This is a genomic window from Bacillus sp. FG16 (assembly GCF_057809515.1).
In genome coordinates, this window is the sequence record NZ_JBMDKC010000110.1 from 1 (window position 1) to 18,313 (window position 18,313).

Consider the following 18,313-nt stretch of genomic DNA (forward strand, 5'->3'; position numbering starts at 1 on the left):
TTTATCAAGCTGCCTAATGAAATAACCGTGTCTAACTTTTAGGGGTCACTTCAAATTCACTCTTTTTTATTTGGATTTTTAAGGAATGAAATTGATATAATGATGAGTAACGAGGGGGAGAAATGATGGGAATACATATTAGAAGAGCAATAAAGGATGATATACCAGGTATAGCAAAGGTGCATGTTGATAGTTGGAAAACAACGTATAAAGGGATATTTGCTGACGAAATTTTAGATAATATAGCATATGAGAAACGAGAAAAACAATGGGAAGATATTTTTCGAAAAGAAGGTAATCATCAATTTAGATTTGTAGCATAGAATTCAAATAGAGAAATAGTCGGATTTATCGATGGGGGAGTAGAAAGAACTGGTACATATAATTGTGACGGAGAATTATATGCAATCTACCTTTTACAAGAGTATCAAGGAATGAAAATAGGACAAAAGTTATTTCAAGCTTTATTATCGGATTGTATAAACAATGATATGCAATCACTTTTAGTTTGGGTTGTTACGAATAATCCTTCTACAAAGTTTTATGAAAAATTTAACCCTGAAAAAATTGATATGAAATTTTTAGAGAGAGTAAAGATAGAAGAAACAGCGTATTGTTGGAGAGATTTGAATTTGTTATACAAACAGTTATATAGATTTGCTTAAATAATATTATTATGTAAACTTTATGTTTGAAAGAGGTATACCAATTAAGGTATACCTCTTTTGTTTAACCATTTTGGATAGATTACTAATGAAAAATAGTAAGTATGTACTTTGAAACTGAGTATTTCTTTCGCGTATTTTTAACTAGATTAAAGAAAAGCGAGAAAACAAGGAAAATTAAATCAGATAAAAAAATTCTGAAATATACTATTGAATTGAATATCATTATCAATTAGAATCATAATTGATAACGACATTCAATTATCGTTTATTATATAAAATTTCGATAGCTTTAATATAAAGAGGAGGACCAACATGCAGCATGCGAAACAAATCGCAGAACATGCAACATTACAAAGCTTTTTAAACTGTTATTTAAGAGAAACAGGGAGTGGAGAATGGATTACAGAGGATGAAAGAATGAAAAGTATCTTCAGTAATACGTTGAATAGAGATACAGTCCCCACATATTTATGTTGTCGGCTATCGGCACAGAACGTTACTTTGTATGGAGAAGTTATATATAAATCATCAACAGATCGTCATTTGTTTGGAGAACAATTTTATTATCAAATTGGAGATAGTAATTCTGTTATTAAAGCAGATTACGTTACAGTTATTACATTTTTAATAAAAGAGATGTCTATCAACTACGGAGAAGGGACGAATCCTGCGGAACTTATGCTTCGAGTTATCCGTAGTTGTCAAAATATTGAGGGATTTACAAAAGAGAGAATAAAAGATACGTCCGCATTATACGGTTTCCATACAACTTTTATAGAAGCGGAGCAGTCTTTATTATTTGGGCATTTAACTCATCCTACACCAAAGAGTAGACAGGGGATAGTGGATTGGAAAAATGCAATGTATTCTCCAGAATTAAAAGGAGAATGTCAGCTTCATTATTTTCGGGCCCATAAAAGTATAGTAAATGAAAAATCATTATTATCAGATTCTACAACAACGATTATAAAAGAAGAATTAAGTAATGATGAGATGGTTAGTAAGGAATTTATAGCGAAGTACTGTAAGGAAGATCAATATGCATTAATTCCAATTCATCCGCTTCAGGCAGAATGGCTCTTGCATCAAGCTTACGTACAAGATTGGATAGTTCAAGAATTGCTTGAGTATATTGGTCCTGTAGGTAAGTATTATATGGCAACATCATCACTAAGGACGCTATATCATCCCGATTCGAAGTATATGCTTAAGTTTTCATTTCCGGTGAAAGTAACGAATTCAATGCGTATTAATAAACTGAAAGAACTTGAGAGTGGTCTTGAAGGGAAGGAAATGTTAAATACGGCTATTGGTGAAGTACGAGAAAGATTTCCAGGCTTTGATTTTATTTGTGATCCAGCCTATATTACATTAAATTATGGAACACAAGAATCTGGATTTGAAGTGATTATTCGCGAGAACCCTTTTTATAGTGAACATGCGAACGACGCAACATTAATTGCTGGGCTAGTTCAAGATGCTATACCTGGGGAGCGTACGCGGTTATCAAATATTATTCATCGCCTAGCAGATTTAGAAGGTAAAAGCTGTGAAGAAGTAAGTTTAGAGTGGTTTAGACGATATATGAATATTTCTTTAAAGCCGATGGTATGGATGTATTTACAGTACGGTGTTGCACTAGAAGCTCATCAGCAAAATAGCGTTGTGCAGCTAAAGGATGGTTATCCGGTCAAATATTATTTCCGTGATAATCAAGGATTTTATTTCTGTAATTCAATGAAAGAGATGCTTAATAATGAATTAGTTGGTATTGGAGAACGTACTGGAAATTTATATGACGACTATATTGTGGATGAGAGATTTCGTTACTACTTAATTTTCAATCATATGTTTGGCCTCATTAATGGTTTTGGCACAGCAGGATTAATTAAGGAGGAAATTCTTCTCTCGGAATTAAGGTCTGTACTTGAATCATTCCTTCCGTATAACCGGGAACCTTCAACATTTTTAAGAGAATTATTGGACGAAGATAAGTTAGCGTGTAAAGCAAATTTACTAACGAGATTTTTCGATGTCGATGAGTTAAGTAATCCATTAGAGCAAGCAATTTATGTGCAAGTACATAATCCGCTCGTTAGAGAAGTGGCTGTTCGTTCATAAATAGCGTTAAAATTTCACGTAATACAAATAATGGTATTTTGTCATAAGGTGGAGGGTTTTATGAGAGTGGACATGTATCATACGAAAGTATTGAAGGCGCTCGAATCAGAAGATTACATTTCAGTACGAAGAAGAGTGCTACGTCAATTAGTAGAATCGTTAATTTATGAGGGGATTATTACACCGGTTCGCATAGAAAAAGAAGAACAATTTCTTTTTATAATACAAGGACTTGATGAAGAAGACAAAAGTGTCACGTACAAATGCTATGGCAGGGAACGGATGACATTTGGACGTATTTCTTTAGACTCATTAATAGTAAGAGTCCAAGATGAACAGCAAGAAATACAATCTGTCTCGCAATTTCTAGAAGAAGTTTTTCGGGTTGCTAGTGTAGAACAAGCTAAATTAGATTCTTTTATGCACGAATTAGAACAAACAATATTTAAAGACACGATTGCACAATATGAAAGAAATAATAAGAAAGAATATACTCAAAAATCTTACGATGAGTTTGAAAGCCATTTAATAGACGGCCATCCATATCACCCTAGTTATAAAGCACGTGTTGGATTTCAATATCGTGACAATTTTCAATATGGATATGAATTTATGCAGCCAATAAAACTCATATGGATTGCAGCGCATAAGAATTATGCGACTGTAGGTTATGAGAATGAAGTGATGTATAACGACCTTTTAAAAGAGGAGATTGGCGATCGTAAATTAGAAGAGTTTATGGAACGAATTCGTAATAGGGGATGTTATCCAAAACAGTACGTGTTTATACCTGTTCACCCATGGCAGTGGGAGAATTTCATCATTTCAAATTATGGGGATCATATACAGGGTAATTTTATTATTTATTTAGGAACATCAGAGGACGATTATTGCGCGCAACAGTCAATGAGAACGTTAAGAAATATTACGAGTCCAAAGAAACCGTACGTTAAATTATCGATGAATTTACTCAACACTTCAACACTCCGTACACTGAAACCATACTCTGTTGTGAGTGCACCAGTAATATCAAATTGGTTAAATGATGTTGTAAGTAATGACGCCTATTTAATGGATGAAGCACGTTTAATCTTGTTAAGCGAGTTTTCAAGTGTAACGTATGACACGAATAAGAAAGCTATATATGGTTCATTAGGATGTATTTGGCGCGAAAGCATTCATAAGTATTTAGATGCACAAGAGGATGCAATTCCTTTTAATGGTTTATACGCTAAAGAGAAAGATGGTACACCAATTATTGATGCGTGGTTGAACAAATATGGAATGAAGGATTGGCTACAATTACTTATTCAAAAAGCGATAATACCAGTTATACATCTTGTTGTAGAGCATGGTATCGCACTGGAATCACATGGACAAAATATGATTCTAGTCCATAAAGAAGGGGTGCCTGTTCGTATTGCGTTAAAGGATTTTCATGAAGGGCTTGAGTTTTATCGTCCATATTTGAAAGAAGTTGACAAATGTCCCGACTTTACTAAAATGCATAAAACATATGCGAATGGAAAAATGAATGATTTCTTTGAAATGGATCGCATCGAATGTTTGCAAGAGATGGTGTTAGATGCACTTTTCCTGTTTAATTTAGGAGAATTAGCATTCGTACTTGCGGATGAATATGGATTGAAAGAAGAACATTTTTGGATGATGGTTGTTGAAGAAATTGAAGATCATTTAAGAATATATCCACATTTGAAAGGTAGATTTGAAAATATTCAATTATATGCACCTACATTCTATGCTGAACAATTAACGAAACGTCGATTATATATGGATGTGGAATCGCTTGTTCATGAAGTTCCAAATCCATTGTATAGAGTAAGACAACTTATGAAACAAAAATCAGTTGTTACAGGGGGAAATTATGCTAATCGTTAATAAACAAGAGTATAGCAAAAGTGATTTTGATTTGAGATTACAAGTTTATGAGGAAATGGAACAATTTCAAGAAGCAGAAGGAAATAGATTTGCACTTTGTCTGAAAGATCCATTCGATATTATTACGCTTGTGTTTTTCTTAAAAGAAAAGAAATCATCAGTATTACTTATACATGAAGATACGCCAAAAGAAACGGCTATTGAAATGGCAAAGCGTGCAAATTGTGTAGGAGTTTTATATGGAGAATATGGCGATTTTACAAAATTAGAAGTAGGGAACTTTTTACTAGAAGAACCTTCTTTATTGCAATATAGTTCGGGAACTACGGGAGAACCGAAACTGATTCGTAGAGCATGGACGGAAGTTGATACAGAAATTACTGCCTATAATGAAGCTTTAAACTGTGAAGTAGATGAAGTGCCAATCGTTATGGCTCCTGTTTCACATTCATACGGACTAATATGTGGTACGTTATCAGCAATTACGAGGGGGAGCAAGCCTGTAATCATTACGAACAAAAATCCTAAATTCGCATTAAATATAGTTCGTAATACAGAAAAACATATCATATATGCAGTACCACTTATGTTACACATTATGGGGAGTTTTCCATTAGGAACGTTCCAGTTTCATAAAATTATGACATCAGGATCGCCTTTGCCAGAAGCACTATTTTATAAACTAAAAGAAATGACAACATATATGATGCAGCAATACGGTTGTTCTGAAGCAGGTTGTATTAGTATATGCCATGATATGAAAAGCCATTTAGATTTAGGAAACCCTCTACCTCATGCGAGTATAAGCATTGGTTCAGAGGAAAATGCACCGGAAGAAATCGTCGTGAAAATGAACGGTAAGGAAATTTTCACGAAAGATTTAGGGTATAAATCTGAGCGTGGCATTCATTTTATGGGGCGTATGGACGATGTAATTAACGTTTCAGGATTAAAAGTCTTTCCTATAGAGGTAGAAGAAACGATGCTTCGATTGGAAGGTGTGCAAGAGGCAATTGTATATCGAGGGAAACATCCTGTGATGGGAGAAATAGTTAAAGCGAAAGTGATCTCTCATATTGATCCGGTGCAAATAAGAGAATGGTGTATTCAGCACTTACCTTCTTATAAAGTTCCTCATGAAATTGAAAGTGTAACTGAAATTCCGAAAAATAAAACTGGAAAAGTAAGTAGAAAGTTACTAGAGATGGGAGAGGTTACAACATGAGACGAGAAGCGTTAAAGAATGCAGTGTTAAAAATTATGGTAGAAAAAATGGAACTGAAAAATGTAACGTATTTAGAAGAAAAGATGCGCTTAAATCAAGATTTATATATAGATTCGGTAATGATGTTGCAGCTTATTGTATACATAGAAATGGATGTAAAGCTATGCGTTCCAGAGGATGAGATAGATCCAAAGGCATTTCTTACTGTAGGATCTTTGCTTGATTTTATGGAGGAGTTACAGCCGTTGCATGAAGTAAATGTAAATAACTAACCTTTAAGAAAGTGGATGAGAGTATGACTTCAATTAAAGTGCACTGTTTAGTGAGTTGTTTTTGTGAAATTATAAAAAGGCGTAGCGACATTGATTTTCGTCCATTTTATTTTGGACTATGGGATGGAGATTTTGATATAACAGAAGGCGGAATTATTTCGTATCACTCTGAAAACATTAACCATGATCATTATTTACTTTGGTTTGAAAAATTGTACGGTATTAAAGTAAACGAATGGTATGATCATGCAAAAGATAAAGATAGCAATGTAGAAATGTTTTTAGAATTAGTAGAAAACAAGCCGGAAAATCGTTATGTCATTGTAATGGTTGATATGTCTCTATTACCAGAGAGGGAAAATAAATTTCATCAAAAACCGTTTCCACATTATTTAATGATATCAAAAACAGAGAAAGAAGAAGAGTGGTTCATGCTAGATCCTGATTTTCGTTGGGAAGGGAATATGGAAAGAGAAAAAGTGCTTCACTCTATTCAAGATAACCCATTTGGTGGAGGATATTTCATTGATATAGAAGGAATTGGGGAGCCAACACAAGAAACAGTAGCTAGTTATTTCACAGAAACATTCAAAAAGAACGACAATGAACTGACTATGGAACTGAAAAATTTAATTGTAAAAATGGCAAATGAGGAAGAAGGATATGCGCTTTCTGGACTTGTAGCAGCAGTAAAACAAATACCAGTACTTGCAATTCGTAAATATAGTTATGAGCATGCCTTTGCATACTTCCGTGAAACGTTGCAATATTCGGAGGAAGAATTTGATTATTGGTGTGATCGGGTAGAGGATATTGTACAAGGATTTACAAATGTACAGTATCGTGCAATTAAAATGGCGATGACGAACAATAAAGATATGCTAGTAGCGATTATTGAAAAACTGGATGAAATGAATGCAATTGAGCTGCAAATTAAGAAGGAATTAGAGAGACAGTTTCTATCATGGAAAGGCATGAAAACAAATCAGTCTGTCGTAACTTTTTAAGAAGCTAACTGAATTTAAGATAGGGGAGTTTAAAGCTATGAAATATTCGCTATGTACCATTTCATTTCGTCATCAATTAATTTCATTTACTGATATTGTTCAATTTGCATATGAAAACAGTTTTGAAGGAATTGAATTATGGGGGACTCATGCACAAAATTTGTATATGCAAGAGCGTGAAACGACAGAACGAGAATTGAATTTTCTAAAGGATAAAAACTTAGAAATTACGATGATAAGTGATTACTTAGATATATCATTATCAGCAGATTTTGAAAAAACGATAGAGAAAAGTGAACAACTTGTAGTACTAGCTAATTGGTTTAATACGAATAAAATTCGCACGTTTGCTGGGCAAAAAGGGAGCAAGGACTTCTCGGAACAAGAGAGAAAAGAGTATGTGAAGCGAATACGTAAGATTTGTGATGTGTTTGCTCAGCACAATATGTATGTGCTGTTAGAAACACATCCTAATACACTAACAGACACATTGCCTTCTACTATAGAACTATTAGAAGAAGTAAATCATCCGAATTTAAAAATAAATCTTGATTTTCTTCATATATGGGAGTCTGGCGCAGATCCAATAGACAGTTTCCATCGATTAAAGCCGTGGACACTACATTACCATTTTAAGAATATATCTTCAGCGGATTATTTGCATGTGTTTGAACCTAATAATGTATATGCTGCAGCAGGAAGCCGTATTGGTATGGTTCCGTTATTTGAAGGTATTGTAAATTATGATGAGATTATTCAGGAAGTGAGAGACACGGATCTTTTTGCTTCGTTAGAATGGTTTGGACATAACTCAAAAGAGATATTAAAAGAAGAAATGAAAGTATTAATAAATAGAAATTTAGAAGTAGTAACTTCGTAATGTGAAATGATGTGAGAGTCTCGTTTAGAGGCTCTTTTTTTAATGTGAAAATAACCAAAAATTTCCATGTATTTTAATTCGAATTTTACACAATTTATATATAAATAAGGAGGTGATTGGTAATGGCTAGAAATCGTAATTCTAATCAATTAGCATCACATGGAGCACAAGCAGCTTTAGATCAAATGAAGTATGAAATTGCACAAGAGTTCGGTGTACAACTTGGAGCTGATACTTCTTCACGTGCAAACGGTTCTGTAGGCGGTGAAATCACAAAACGCCTAGTAGCGATGGCAGAACAACAGCTTGGTGGCGGATATACTCGCTAAATGTAGAAGGTTATAGGAGAAAGGAAGGATTCTTCCTTTCTTTTTTTTTCAATTAATTGGTATGGATATATAGCGAACAGAATTCAAAGAATAGAAGTAATACTATATTTTACCCAATTTCTTTTGTTGTGAATGGGAAGTATTAAAGGTGTAATAGCCCTGATGGAATGAAAATTATGTTCCAGCAGGGCTATTATATGGTAAGAAATATATGATGAAAGGTTCCGAAATCAACATGTTAAAAAAAGAAAACTGTTGTTTAATTGCGCTTGCATCAGTTCCACTTGTCATGACATTAGGGAATTCAATGCTCATTCCAATCTTGCCGACAATTGAAAAGAAATTACATATTTCATCGTTTCAAGTATCCATGATTATTACAATTTACTCTATCGTAGCCATTTTACTTATACCGATTGCTGGTTATTTATCAGATAGATGGGGACGAAAGATGGTAATGGTTCCGAGTTTGCTGATTGCGGCTATAGGAGGAGCGATAACTGGTTGGGTATCATGGAAAGTTGATAATCCCTACATTTGGATACTAATCGGTAGAGCGATTCAAGGTATTGGTGCTGCTGGTGCAATGCCGGTTGTTATACCGTGTGTTGGTGATTTATACAAAGATGAAAAACAAGTTAGTACAGGTTTGGGAATCATTGAGACATCCAATACATTTGGAAAAGTGTTGAGCCCTATTTTAGGATCTGCTCTTGCTGCCATTGTATGGTTCTTACCATTTTGGGCGATTCCAGTTTTATGTGTCGTATCAATTGTTTTATTGCTGGTATTAGTAAAGGCAAAAAAACAAGAAGGGGAAGTACCGCCATTAAAAGAGTTTATTCGATCTATTATCTCTACGTTTCGAGAAAAGGGAAGATGGTTAATTGCCATTTTTGCATTAGGTGCAATTATTATGCTTATTTTATTCGGAATTCTCTTTTATTTGTCGACTATACTGGAATCAAAGTATGACATTCATGGTATATGGAAAGGGTGTGTGCTTGCTATCCCGTTACTTGTACTGTCACTTAGTTCCTATATGGCCGGTAAAAAAATTGGAGATAATCAAAATGTTATGAAGAAGTGTATTTATATTGGTTTTTTAATGGCAGCTGCATCAGTCATCATTCCTTTATTTATAAAAGGGATTTACTTACTACTTCTTTGTCTCGTTATTATGGGGATAGGAATTGGTATGGCACTCCCATGTTTAGATGCCCTCATTACACAAGGAATTGAAAAGGAGCAAAGGGGGACAGTTACGTCCTTTTATAGTTCAATGCGATTTATCGGTGTAGCAGCTGGACCACCTTTATATTCTTTTTTTATGAAAGGGGCGGACCATGAAGTGTTTTATTTGACAAGTATTTTTGCTGCCATTGGTGCTGTTATAGCAATCATTTGGATTAAACCAGCAAAAGATGCAAAGACGGTAAAACAGAAACCGGAACCTACTTCATAATTTGTAAGAGAATTGCATGATGTTTTCAGTAACATGCAATTCTCTTTCGTTCATTAAGAATAAATAACTTGTTTTAACATGTAAAGCGCGACACCCCATATGATGAGACCAGAAAATTTATTTAATAATAAGATTGTCTTTCCGGTTGAGTCTAGTCTTTTTAGAAATTTCCCCGCCAAAGCTAAGTTTATAAACCAAATCCAAGAAACGATAATAGTTGCAAGTGTAAAAGCCCATTTTTCACTTCCTATGTATTGAATAGAATTTGTTCCAATTACACCGATTGTGTCTAAAATTGCATGTGGATTTAATAACGAAACTGATGCTGCGAAAAGGATTTGCTTTTTTAAGGGCATACTTTTTTCTTGTTTTACATCGTTGGAAGGGTTACTTCTCCAAATAACAAAGCCCATATATAGGAGAAAGAAAAATCCAATTATATATAACGAGTTAGTTAACCAAGAAAAAGTAAGGAGTACAAGGGAGACACCTTGCACCGCAATCAATATGAGTAACGTATCACATATAGAGGCAGTTAATACTACAGGGGCTGCCCTCCAAATGTTTGGTTGGCTAGCACCTTGGTTAAAGACAAAAACATTTTGTACACCTAATGGAATGATAAGTCCAAATGCAAGAATGATACCATGAATAATTGCTTCACTCATCATATTACCTCCTATTTTAATTCATTATGATAGTGTATATTGTATAGAAGAAATGAAAATTTGTATCCATCCATATGGTTGGGGAGGTTACCAACCAAAAAGAATATAAGGTGATATGATGGAAAGATTCGTTTGGAAACCGAATATGTCTCTAGCGACGCCGCTGTATAAACAAATAGAAACGTATATAAAAGAAAGGATCGTTAATGGAGAATGGACTGTTGGAACAAAATTACCTTCACAAAGAGATTTGGCCCATACATTTGGTGTGAATCGAAGCACAATTGTAATGGCTTTCGATGAACTAGTTGCGAAGGGATATATTGAAGGGAATGGCAGGAAAGGAACAATTGTTGTAAATAATAATGAGAATGCTTCAACATACGCACCCCCGCCTAATTGGCAGTCTTATGTAGAAACAGGAGTTCATTATCCGAATCTCCCAGCTATTCAAGAGATTAATCAAGCTGAATTTTATCCACATGTAATTCGATTAGGAACGGGTGAGCTCGCGCCGAGTCTCTTACCTGAGAAAAAGATGAAAGAAGTTATGAATAAGCTTTTAAAGTCAAATGTGACGCTTGGGTATGAAGAGCCGAAAGGAAATCTTTATTTAAGGGAAAAGATTTCCGAATACTTAAAGGAGCATGGCGTATATGTATCTCCTGCCTCTATATTAATTGTTTCAGGAGCAATTCAAGCGCTGCAACTTATTTCTATGGGGCTTCTTTCGAAAGGGGCATCAATCTTATTAGAGAAACCATCCTATTTGTATTCGCTTAATGTTTTTCAATCAGCAGGGGTACGTTTAATTGGAATCCCAATGGATGAGAGCGGGTTACATACATCATATATTAAGAAATATAAGAAGCAATTCAATGCCTCTATTTTATATACAATCCCGTCTTTTCATAATCCGACGAATTTTAGTATGAATACTAAGAAGCGAAAAGAAATAATGGAAGTATGTAATGAAATTGGATTACCTATTATAGAGGACGCAGTGTATCAAGACTTATGGTTTGATGCACCTAGTTCGAAACCTTTAAAAGCCTATGATAAAAATGGAATTGTACTACATATTGGAAGCATGTCCAAAGTAATTAGTCCAGGTTTAAGAATTGGATGGATTGTTGGACCCGAGCCAGTAATTCAAAGATTGTCAGACATAAAAATGCAAACAGATTATGGTTCAAGCACTATATCCCAGCAAATTGCAGCAGAGTGGTTTACAAATGGTCTATATGATGAGCATTTGCGATTTGTAAGAAGTGAATTGAAAAAACGAAGAGACTTTATGTTACTAATGTTAGATAAATATCTTCATGAAATAGCAACTTGGCATGAACCAACAGGCGGGTTTTATATATGGGTACATATAAAAGTACCCATTTCATATCGCAGTTTATTTGATAAAGCTCTGCAAGAAAAGGTTTTATTAAACCCAGGTACTTTATATGATAGAAGTGCAAATCAATTTTTGCGCCTATCGTATTCATACGCAACGTTAGAAGAAATTGAAATAGGTATAAAAAAACTCGCACAACTAATGAAAAAGTAAGAGGAGAAAGTAATGAAAAAATATGTAATTTGCCAAATGATCAATGGAGAAAAATATTTAGCTGCTTATGCGGAGACGAAGCAAGAGGCGATTGAAAAAGCAGAACTGTTAGGATTAAGAACGGGAAATCGTTACATAGTTGTTACTGCAGAGGAAGCCGAAGGGTTAACGTACCCTTAAACAATGTACGAGATTATATAAGAAGTAAATAAGCTTAGTAATATAAGAAATTACTAGGCTTATTTACTATTAAGTTGTTAAACGTTCTCGTATTTATATGCAAAGTAATAATATTATGAGTCAAGTTGACGGAAAAATCGATTTGTCTTTCGGTCTTGATTTCCTTTTCTATACTCATCGATATATTGCCTAAAGTTCCAAGCTTGTAAAAATTTATTAGCAGAGTTATAACCAGAATTGTAAAGCCATTCTTTTTCTTCCTTTGTCAGTTCAAAATTAGTACTTGTAATCGTTCCTGTTGGAATTGTAATGGTTCTTGCTTTTGATTCCTTATCTAAATGACGTAAATCATGAGCTTGCATCATTGTTTTAAATAGTCCTTTGAACATGGAAATAGGCTCGTTATAGTGAGCAGGGTCAGCTTGAATCTCATCTTTTACAAAATGAAATCCGAAAGTCGGCCAGCGAGGAGCGGTAGGTGAATCGAAGATCCAAATTGGATAATTACTTAGAATTCCTCCATCAACCATATAACAAGGCTGCTTCCATTTTGGAGTTCTCCATTTTACGGGTTCAAAGAAGAAGGGGATTGTACTACTCATTCTTACCGCTTTAGCGATAGAGAAGCGATAATTTAAAAATCCGTAGTTTGGTAAGTCGTCAGGAAAGACAACCATTTTACCATTACTAATGTCAGAGGCAATGATTTTGAGTTTGTTTAGATCTGGTAAATCAGTAAATAAATGAACACCTTTTTTTCGAAGTAATTCTTCAATCCATTCTTCTATAAATACATTAGAGTATATACCTAGAGTAGTCCATGCACTTAGTCCCTTACCGATAAAAGGAATTCTATCAATAAAAGTTCTTTTCGTAAATTTATTATAATCAATATCAGTAATAATCGTTTTTAACTCTGAACAAGAATATCCTGCTGCTAGGAGCGCTGCAATAATCGAACCAGCCGATGTACCAGCTACACGTTCCCATTCATAACCTTTTTCGGCTAACGCACAAATTGCCCCGACATGCGCAATACCGCGCACACCGCCTCCTTCAAAAACACCATCAATCTTCATTAAACATACTTCCTTTCGAATGAAAGATTTGGAAATGGCAAAAAAGCACGTATGGTACGTGCTTTTTTACAATAGTTTTTAAGTTTACTAGCAGCCTACAAAGCCGCCCCAACAGCTAGCTCCGATGATGATTAGAAGGATAAATAAAACGATTAATAAAGCGAAACCTCCGTAACCACAACCACCACAGCTACCGCCGTAACCGTAACCGCCGCAACTATATCCGTAACCCATGTGGAATTCCTCCTTATATTAAAAATGAAAATGAACGAGGGGAAAATGTACTGGAAGAACTAAAGAATTATCGTGTTTGTAGGAACAATGTATAGTATGCTTTTTTAAACTTGTTCGCGTACGAAGGATAAGCCCGTTTTTTGGAGGCTTGTTGATTTTGTAAAGAATGAAGTATAATCTTTGTACTATGATATAATTAAGTATGTAAATGTAAGGAGAATTTATGAATAAAAAAATTGAAGTATTAATTGATAAATATGAACTAACACACTTGAAAGAGGAACTTATTAATACTGTATTTCCTTGTATAAAAGTTGTGCCAAAGCAACAGGAAACTGTTGCGATAGGTAGTTCGAAAATGGGGGGAGTTCCTGATTTACCAGCTTTGTTTGAATATCCAAAGCATAAAGGAAAGCCACTACAATTTATCGCGCAATTTAACTTAAGTGATTTACAAAACGTTGGTATGGATCACAATCTTCCTAAGACGGGGATGCTGTATTTCTTTTGCATTGAAAATTATTTTGAAGAAAATGTGAATCTAACAGAAGCTGGGCGTGTACTTTATTATGATGTTCCTGTAGAGCAATTACGAAGAGAAAATGAAATACAAACGAAATATAACCAGTGTGCAATTACTTTTGAACTGACATACAAATTACCAGAGCTTTTCATTGAAGATGAGGCTGATTCAGATCGTTTCTTACAATTACTTGAAGAGCTAATTCCGGATAACTACGATAACCATCAAATGTTTGGTGAACCATTCTCTGTACAAGAAGAAGTGTTATATGAGACAGGAGAATATATGGGAGTAAACCCGCAGCAAATGACTCTTTTATTCCAAATTGATTCAGATCATAAAAATTGTAATATGGTTTGGGGAGAACTAGGGATGCTATATTTCTGTATTAGTAATGAAGATTTGAAAAATCAACGTTTTGAAAATACATGCTGCGTATTACAAACTTGCTAATGAAAAAAGGTTGTTCTTTTAAAAAGAACAACCTTTTTATGTGAATTAGTTAATATGCATAATCTCATATGACCTATACGAAAAAGTATTGTATACTCTGAAACTATACGATACTTTTTCGTATAGTTATAGAATGTAAGGAGTGACAAGATGGGAAAGACAAGCAAGTATGTGACAGCTGCCGCACTTTGTTCAACTATAGTAATGGGAGGCTTACAAGCGTCATCTGTATCTTATGCAGCTACAAATCCGACTGCAGTGACAGCACAATCAGATGTAAAGTTATTAGATGATTTCAGAAAAGAATTAAAAAAACAGATTGATAATCGAGAAGAAAATATTACAATCACATATAAAACAAAAGATAGAAATGCTAGAAATATTATGGATCAATTGTATGGTGAGTTTAATAAAATTGTAGATGCTGATGAGTATGTAAAATATAATGTAGCGTCTACTAGATATTCTATTAAAGGAATGCCAGGGAACTATACGTTTACACTGCAAGTAAAATACCGTGAATCAAAAGAACAAACTCAATATGTAAAAGCGCAGGCGAAAGCAATTGTTGGATCAATTGTAAACCAGGGATGGATGAGCATGAGAAAGTAAAAGCTATTCACGATTACGTTGTGAAGCATGTGTCTTATGATACGTCTTATCAAGCGTATACAGCATATGAAGCGTTAGCGAATCGTTCTGCCGTTTGCCAAGGATATACTTTATTAACGTATGAGTTGTTAAAAGAGGCAGGTATTCAAAACCATATTGTAACAGGCACAGGAAATGGACAAGCTCACGCGTGGAATTTAGTGAACATCGAAAACAAATGGTATCACCTAGATACTACATTTGATGATCCAGTACCAGATAAAGCAGGGCGTGTAACTTACTCATATTTTAATATGTCTGACGAACAGTTAAGTAAAGATCACGACTGGGATCGTAGTAAATATCCAGCAGCAACTACAAGTTATTTTGGTGAATTAACAAATAAAATAAAAGCTGGTAGCTCAAAAACTGTCGTATATGAGCAAATGTTAAAAGAAACAAATTTACAATACTTATCTGCAGAATACGGAGCAGAAAATTATAATGAATTTAAGAAAAAGTTACAGCAACAGTTTGCAGCCAAACCAGAAAAAGTAGAAGTACGATATAAGCAGTCCATGGATGGAACGATGCAAGATATAAAGAAAGTATTAAATGAAATAAATTGGCCAAAAGGTGCAAAGCGTGTGTCTTATCAAGTAGCACCTTATAGTGCATTAGCGGGTTATTCATTAGCGACAATTACATTTACGTATTAAGCAATGAGAAAGAGCATCTGTAAAAGATGCTCTTTTTATATTTGTTGATCACTTTAAAATATTGGGAATTATGTGATAAAATAAAAAGGAGAGGATGTGAATGCTGAATGAACTTGTTCGAAAGTAATATATTTACATTGATATATACTTGTTTAGTAATCGGACTTATCGTTTTGTTTTTCATATCATTTACTTTGTTTATTAGAAGAGTGTTACAAAGCAGTGCTGCAAAGAAACACCACGTGATTAATATGAACCAGAAGCTAGATCGAATTATTGAATTGCTTGAAAAAGATAAGAAATAGCGATAGAAGAAGTATGAAAAGGGGAAAGAGAATGGCGAATTATATAAAAGAATTACGTGAAAAAGTAGGACATGATTATGTTTTCTTAAACTTTGCCGGTGGTTGTGTATTTAATAAAGAAGGAGAAGTATTACTGCAAAAAAGAGGAGACTTTAACGCTTGGGGCTTTCCAGGTGGCGCAATGGAGATAGGAGAATCGGCTGCGGAAACTGCAATCCGAGAAATAAAAGAAGAAACAGGGTATGATGTAGAAATAAATGAGCTTATTGGAGTGTATACAAAATATTTTCAATCATATCCAAATGGAGACAAGGCACAGTCAATTACGATGTTCTTTTCATTCTCAATAGTTGGAGGCGACAAAAAAGTAGATGGTGATGAAACGTTGGATTTGAAGTTTTTCCCGTTAGACGACATGCCACCGTTATTTTGTAAACAGCATGAAGATTGCCTGCAAGATTTATTGGAGAAAAGAGTAGGGGTATATCGTTAACATATAAAAAAGAAGCTAAATGAGATTAGCTTCTTTTTTATGTTTTATTTATTTCCACCAATCATCAAACATTGACGCTGGTACTTGTCTTTTATGCTCACTCACTGTGTAACGTTTTTCAATTTTCTCTGCAACGTCAGCTGGAACTGCTTTACCTTCTAAATAATCATCTAATTGATCATAAGTAATACCTAACTCTGTTTCGTCAGCTTGACCTGGTTTTTCATCTAATAAATCAGCTGTTGGCATTTTTAAGTAAAGTCGCTCGTCTGCACCTAACTCTTGTAATAATGCACGTCCTTGGCGCTTCGTTAATCCCGTTAATGGTAATAAATCTGCACCACCATCTCCGAATTTTGTAAAGAACCCTGTTACAGCTTCTGCAGCGTGATCTGTTCCGATAACAAGTAGCCCTTTTTGTCCACCAATTGCATATTGAGTAACCATACGGATACGTGCTTTCACGTTACCTTTATTGAAATCTGTTAATGATTCACCCAATAAGTTTTCATATTGATTTGAAAAAGCATCAACAGTTGACGCAATATCAAATGCAACAGATTGATCTGCTTGGATGAATTGTAATGCTAATTGTGCATCATCTTCATCTTTTTGTACTTTATAAGGAAGACGTACGGCGATAAACGTTACATTACCACCTTCGTTACGAATTTCTTCAACTGCAAGTTGTGCTAAGCGTCCTGCTAATGTAGAGTCTTGGCCGCCGCTAATACCAAGTACAAATCCTTTTGCGCCTGTTTTTTTTACATAATCTTTTAAGAAATCAACTCGTTTACGAATTTCAACTTTTGGATCAATTACAGACTGAACATGTAATGCTTTCATAATCTGTTCTTGTAATGTCATTATGTTTTCCTCCTATTCATATTAAAGCGGTAAATAAGTTTATATGTATAATGGTACATACTTCTATCCTTTATTATTTCGCAAAACTAACGAATATACAATAGGATGTGTGTATGAATATGAATGTAGTCATTATAAATAAAGTACTACGTATAAGCAATTTTTTTAAACCTTTCAAAACTGTAAGGTTTTTGTCATTTGAATCGATGGAAGGTATTTCCGTACTTTACTAATATAAAAACATAGTTAGTAGAAAGAAGGGCGGAGAAGTAATATGAACATTAGAGAACTCGCATATCGGAATGTAACGCGAAATAGACGGACATACTCAGCCTATTTTTTGAGTAGTGCATTTGCTATTATGGCCTTTTTTGTGTATTCATTTTTTGCGTTTCATCCGGCATTAAGTGCAGGAGAATTGGGTCAGTACGTATTCGTAAGTATGTCTTTTGCACAGTCTATTATTTACTTATTTACATTCTTCTTTATTTTATATTCGATGGGAATGTTTTTAAAAACGAGAAAGCGTGAGCTAGGAATTTTAATGATGCTAGGTATGACGAAATATCAATTAAAGCGTCTTATCTTTTTTGAAAATATTATGATTGGAATAGGGGCAATTATTTTTGGTATTCTTTCAGGTATGTTATTTTCAGGGGTATTAATATTTGTCGCCCCGATGATATTAAAACTAGATATCTCCTTATCCTATTACATACCGATGAAAGCAATTGTTGTAACGAGTATTATGTTTTTCATATTATTTATGATCAT

At 34.3% G+C, this 18,313-nt stretch carries 18 protein-coding genes and 2 pseudogenes; 16 read left to right on the forward strand and 4 right to left on the reverse strand.

What is annotated here, in order from left to right; all coding sequences use genetic code 11:
* Positions 1-122 precede the first annotated feature (122 nt).
* The 9 genes and pseudogenes from ACODS7_RS26860 (at position 123) to bcbE (ending at position 9,866) form a co-directional block, all read left to right on the forward strand.
* Positions 123-665 (forward strand): annotated as a pseudogene (locus ACODS7_RS26860) (GNAT family N-acetyltransferase).
* Positions 666-980: 315 nt separating this feature from the next.
* Positions 981-2,789, forward strand: a complete 1,809-nt coding sequence (locus tag ACODS7_RS26865) for an IucA/IucC family protein (protein WP_016081991.1) — start codon at positions 981-983, stop codon at positions 2,787-2,789.
* 60 nt (positions 2,790-2,849) lie between these two features.
* Complete coding sequence (locus ACODS7_RS26870) at positions 2,850-4,688, forward strand: IucA/IucC family protein (RefSeq protein WP_050843311.1); 1,839 nt, start codon at positions 2,850-2,852, stop codon at positions 4,686-4,688.
* On the forward strand, positions 4,675-5,913 hold the full coding sequence (locus tag ACODS7_RS26875) for an AMP-binding protein (protein ID WP_043935039.1): 1,239 nt from the start codon (positions 4,675-4,677) through the stop codon (positions 5,911-5,913). The genes ACODS7_RS26870 and ACODS7_RS26875 overlap by 14 nt, the downstream gene beginning before the upstream one ends.
* A complete protein-coding gene (asbD, locus tag ACODS7_RS26880; RefSeq protein WP_098630250.1) occupies positions 5,910-6,185 on the forward strand; it encodes a petrobactin biosynthesis protein AsbD in 276 nt (91 codons plus the stop codon). Before ACODS7_RS26875 ends, asbD begins: the two co-directional genes overlap by 4 nt.
* 23 nt (positions 6,186-6,208) lie before the next feature.
* Positions 6,209-7,192, forward strand: a complete 984-nt coding sequence (locus tag ACODS7_RS26885; RefSeq protein WP_016081987.1) for a DUF6005 family protein — start codon at positions 6,209-6,211, stop codon at positions 7,190-7,192.
* A 37-nt stretch (positions 7,193-7,229) separates the two neighbouring features.
* Positions 7,230-8,072: a sugar phosphate isomerase/epimerase family protein gene (locus ACODS7_RS26890; RefSeq protein WP_050843314.1), complete on the forward strand. Its 843-nt coding sequence runs from the start codon at positions 7,230-7,232 to the stop codon at positions 8,070-8,072.
* Positions 8,073-8,194: 122 nt separating this feature from the next.
* The gene (locus ACODS7_RS26895) at positions 8,195-8,401 is read left to right on the forward strand and encodes an alpha/beta-type small acid-soluble spore protein (protein ID WP_000113545.1); all 207 of its coding nucleotides are present in this window, start codon (positions 8,195-8,197) and stop codon (positions 8,399-8,401) included.
* A 235-nt stretch (positions 8,402-8,636) separates the two neighbouring features.
* A complete protein-coding gene (bcbE, locus tag ACODS7_RS26900; RefSeq protein WP_016081985.1) occupies positions 8,637-9,866 on the forward strand; it encodes a bacillibactin exporter BcbE in 1,230 nt (409 codons plus the stop codon).
* Between the two features lie 53 nt (positions 9,867-9,919).
* Here bcbE and ACODS7_RS26905 read toward each other — a convergent pair whose 3' ends face one another.
* Positions 9,920-10,534: a LysE/ArgO family amino acid transporter gene (locus tag ACODS7_RS26905; protein ID WP_243168766.1), complete on the reverse strand. Its 615-nt coding sequence runs from the start codon at positions 10,532-10,534 to the stop codon at positions 9,920-9,922.
* A gap of 118 nt (positions 10,535-10,652) precedes the next feature.
* Between ACODS7_RS26905 and ACODS7_RS26910 the strand changes: the two genes are divergently transcribed.
* Together ACODS7_RS26910 and ACODS7_RS26915 are read left to right on the forward strand one after the other, a co-directional pair.
* Entirely contained in the window at positions 10,653-12,095 is a 1,443-nt protein-coding gene (locus ACODS7_RS26910) for an aminotransferase-like domain-containing protein (protein ID WP_243168767.1), read from the forward strand.
* A 12-nt stretch (positions 12,096-12,107) separates the two neighbouring features.
* Positions 12,108-12,275: a DUF3933 family protein gene (locus ACODS7_RS26915; protein WP_243168768.1), complete on the forward strand. Its 168-nt coding sequence runs from the start codon at positions 12,108-12,110 to the stop codon at positions 12,273-12,275.
* 113 nt (positions 12,276-12,388) lie between these two features.
* On the opposite strand, the gene ACODS7_RS26920 is transcribed toward ACODS7_RS26915, so the two are convergent.
* A complete protein-coding gene (locus ACODS7_RS26920; RefSeq protein ID WP_000686807.1) occupies positions 12,389-13,354 on the reverse strand; it encodes a patatin-like phospholipase family protein in 966 nt (321 codons plus the stop codon).
* Positions 13,355-13,441: 87 nt separating this feature from the next.
* Positions 13,442-13,588 carry a YjcZ family sporulation protein gene (locus tag ACODS7_RS26925; RefSeq protein WP_000540425.1) on the reverse strand — a complete coding sequence of 49 codons (147 nt, stop codon included), beginning with the start codon at positions 13,586-13,588 and terminating at the stop codon, positions 13,442-13,444.
* 223 nt (positions 13,589-13,811) lie between these two features.
* Between ACODS7_RS26925 and ACODS7_RS26930 the strand changes: the two genes are divergently transcribed.
* From ACODS7_RS26930 to ACODS7_RS26945, 4 genes and pseudogenes are all read left to right on the forward strand, one after another.
* The gene (locus ACODS7_RS26930) at positions 13,812-14,564 is read left to right on the forward strand and encodes a YwqG family protein (RefSeq protein ID WP_016081983.1); all 753 of its coding nucleotides are present in this window, start codon (positions 13,812-13,814) and stop codon (positions 14,562-14,564) included.
* Positions 14,565-14,714: 150 nt separating this feature from the next.
* Positions 14,715-15,874 (forward strand): annotated as a pseudogene (locus tag ACODS7_RS26935) (transglutaminase domain-containing protein).
* A gap of 107 nt (positions 15,875-15,981) precedes the next feature.
* Complete coding sequence (locus ACODS7_RS26940) at positions 15,982-16,179, forward strand: DUF4083 domain-containing protein (protein WP_001048102.1); 198 nt, start codon at positions 15,982-15,984, stop codon at positions 16,177-16,179.
* Between the two features lie 31 nt (positions 16,180-16,210).
* Positions 16,211-16,672 carry an NUDIX hydrolase gene (locus ACODS7_RS26945; RefSeq protein ID WP_153591755.1) on the forward strand — a complete coding sequence of 154 codons (462 nt, stop codon included), beginning with the start codon at positions 16,211-16,213 and terminating at the stop codon, positions 16,670-16,672.
* 48 nt (positions 16,673-16,720) lie between these two features.
* On the opposite strand, the gene nadE is transcribed toward ACODS7_RS26945, so the two are convergent.
* Positions 16,721-17,539, reverse strand: a complete 819-nt coding sequence (gene nadE / locus ACODS7_RS26950) for an NAD(+) synthase (protein ID WP_048565069.1) — start codon at positions 17,537-17,539, stop codon at positions 16,721-16,723.
* Positions 17,540-17,813: 274 nt separating this feature from the next.
* Here nadE and ACODS7_RS26955 point away from each other — a divergent pair.
* On the forward strand, positions 17,814-18,313 hold a 500-nt coding region (locus ACODS7_RS26955), incomplete at its 3' end, for an FtsX-like permease family protein (protein ID WP_488828006.1).

What these genes read in the sequence shown, in the direction of transcription:
- ACODS7_RS26865 (WP_016081991.1), top strand. Translation starts at nt 981, where the DNA reads ATGCAGCATGCGAAACAAATCGCAGAACATGCAACATTACAAAGCTTT.
- ACODS7_RS26870 (WP_050843311.1), top strand. Translation starts at nt 2,850, where the DNA reads ATGAGAGTGGACATGTATCATACGAAAGTATTGAAGGCGCTCGAATCA.
- ACODS7_RS26875 (WP_043935039.1), top strand. Translation starts at nt 4,675, where the DNA reads ATGCTAATCGTTAATAAACAAGAGTATAGCAAAAGTGATTTTGATTTG.
- asbD (WP_098630250.1), top strand. Translation starts at nt 5,910, where the DNA reads ATGAGACGAGAAGCGTTAAAGAATGCAGTGTTAAAAATTATGGTAGAA.
- ACODS7_RS26885 (WP_016081987.1), top strand. Translation starts at nt 6,209, where the DNA reads ATGACTTCAATTAAAGTGCACTGTTTAGTGAGTTGTTTTTGTGAAATT.
- ACODS7_RS26890 (WP_050843314.1), top strand. Translation starts at nt 7,230, where the DNA reads ATGAAATATTCGCTATGTACCATTTCATTTCGTCATCAATTAATTTCA.
- ACODS7_RS26895 (WP_000113545.1), top strand. Translation starts at nt 8,195, where the DNA reads ATGGCTAGAAATCGTAATTCTAATCAATTAGCATCACATGGAGCACAA.
- bcbE (WP_016081985.1), top strand. Translation starts at nt 8,637, where the DNA reads ATGTTAAAAAAAGAAAACTGTTGTTTAATTGCGCTTGCATCAGTTCCA.
- ACODS7_RS26905 (WP_243168766.1), bottom strand. Translation starts at nt 10,534, where the DNA reads ATGAGTGAAGCAATTATTCATGGTATCATTCTTGCATTTGGACTTATC.
- ACODS7_RS26910 (WP_243168767.1), top strand. Translation starts at nt 10,653, where the DNA reads ATGGAAAGATTCGTTTGGAAACCGAATATGTCTCTAGCGACGCCGCTG.
- ACODS7_RS26915 (WP_243168768.1), top strand. Translation starts at nt 12,108, where the DNA reads ATGAAAAAATATGTAATTTGCCAAATGATCAATGGAGAAAAATATTTA.
- ACODS7_RS26920 (WP_000686807.1), bottom strand. Translation starts at nt 13,354, where the DNA reads ATGAAGATTGATGGTGTTTTTGAAGGAGGCGGTGTGCGCGGTATTGCG.
- ACODS7_RS26925 (WP_000540425.1), bottom strand. Translation starts at nt 13,588, where the DNA reads ATGGGTTACGGATATAGTTGCGGCGGTTACGGTTACGGCGGTAGCTGT.
- ACODS7_RS26930 (WP_016081983.1), top strand. Translation starts at nt 13,812, where the DNA reads ATGAATAAAAAAATTGAAGTATTAATTGATAAATATGAACTAACACAC.
- ACODS7_RS26940 (WP_001048102.1), top strand. Translation starts at nt 15,982, where the DNA reads ATGAACTTGTTCGAAAGTAATATATTTACATTGATATATACTTGTTTA.
- ACODS7_RS26945 (WP_153591755.1), top strand. Translation starts at nt 16,211, where the DNA reads ATGGCGAATTATATAAAAGAATTACGTGAAAAAGTAGGACATGATTAT.
- nadE (WP_048565069.1), bottom strand. Translation starts at nt 17,539, where the DNA reads ATGACATTACAAGAACAGATTATGAAAGCATTACATGTTCAGTCTGTA.